Genomic DNA, 1117 nt, shown 5'->3' with positions numbered 1-1117 from the left:
GTCTGGGCTGTTTCCCTTTCGACTACGGATCTTATCACTCGCAGTCTGACTCCCAAGGATAAGTCATCGGCATTCGGAGTTTGACTGAATTCGGTAACCCGGTAGGGGCCCCTAGTCCAATCAGTGCTCTACCTCCGAGACTCTTACCTTGAGGCTAGCCCTAAAGCTATTTCGGAGAGAACCAGCTATCTCCAGGTTCGATTGGCATTTCACCCCTACCCACACCTCATCCCCGCACTTTTCAACGTGCGTGGGTTCGGGCCTCCATTCAGTGTTACCTGAACTTCACCCTGGACATGGGTAGATCACCTGGTTTCGGGTCTACGACCACGTACTCAATTCGCCCTATTCAGACTCGCTTTCGCTGCGGCTCCGCATCTTCTGCTTAACCTTGCACGGGATCGTAACTCGCCGGTTCATTCTACAAAAGGCACGCCATCACCCGTTAACGGGCTCTGACTACTTGTAGGCACACGGTTTCAGGATCTCTTTCACTCCCCTTCCGGGGTGCTTTTCACCTTTCCCTCACGGTACTGGTTCACTATCGGTCACTAGGGAGTATTTAGCCTTGGGAGATGGTCCTCCCGGATTCCGACGGAATTTCACGTGTTCCGCCGTACTCAGGATCCACTCAGGAGAGAACGAAGTTTTGACTACAGGGCTGTTACCTCCTATGGCGGGCCTTTCCAGACCTCTTCATCTACCTCGTTCCTTTGTAACTCCGTACAGAGTGTCCTACAACCCCAAGAGGCAAGCCTCTTGGTTTGGGCTGGTCCCGTTTCGCTCGCCGCTACTCAGGGAATCGCATTTGCTTTCTCTTCCTCCGGGTACTTAGATGTTTCAGTTCCCCGGGTCTGCCTTCTCATATCCTATGTATTCAGATATGGATACCACTCCATTACGAGTGGTGGGTTTCCCCATTCGGAAATCTCCGGATCAAAGCTTGCTTACAGCTCCCCGAAGCATATCGGTGTTCGTCCCGTCCTTCATCGGCTCCTAGTGCCAAGGCATCCACCGTGCGCCCTTTCTAACTTAACCGTTAAAAAGAATCACTACGTGATATCTTGCATTACTAATTGAATGTGAATTACTTCTGTTATCTAGTTTTCAAAGAACA

1 rRNA gene is annotated in these 1117 nt (G+C 51.1%); it reads right to left on the bottom strand.

The window, feature by feature from the left end:
* Positions 1-1038: ribosomal RNA gene (locus NSQ37_RS21180) — 23S ribosomal RNA — on the bottom strand; the annotation flags it as partial.
* Between the last annotated feature and the right edge of the window lie 79 nt (positions 1039-1117).

The organism is Bacillus sp. FSL P4-0334, from assembly GCF_038004825.1.
In the GTDB taxonomy this organism is placed as follows: domain Bacteria; phylum Bacillota; class Bacilli; order Bacillales; family Bacillaceae; genus Bacillus; species Bacillus velezensis.
This window is presented reverse-complemented; position numbering and strand designations above follow the sequence as displayed.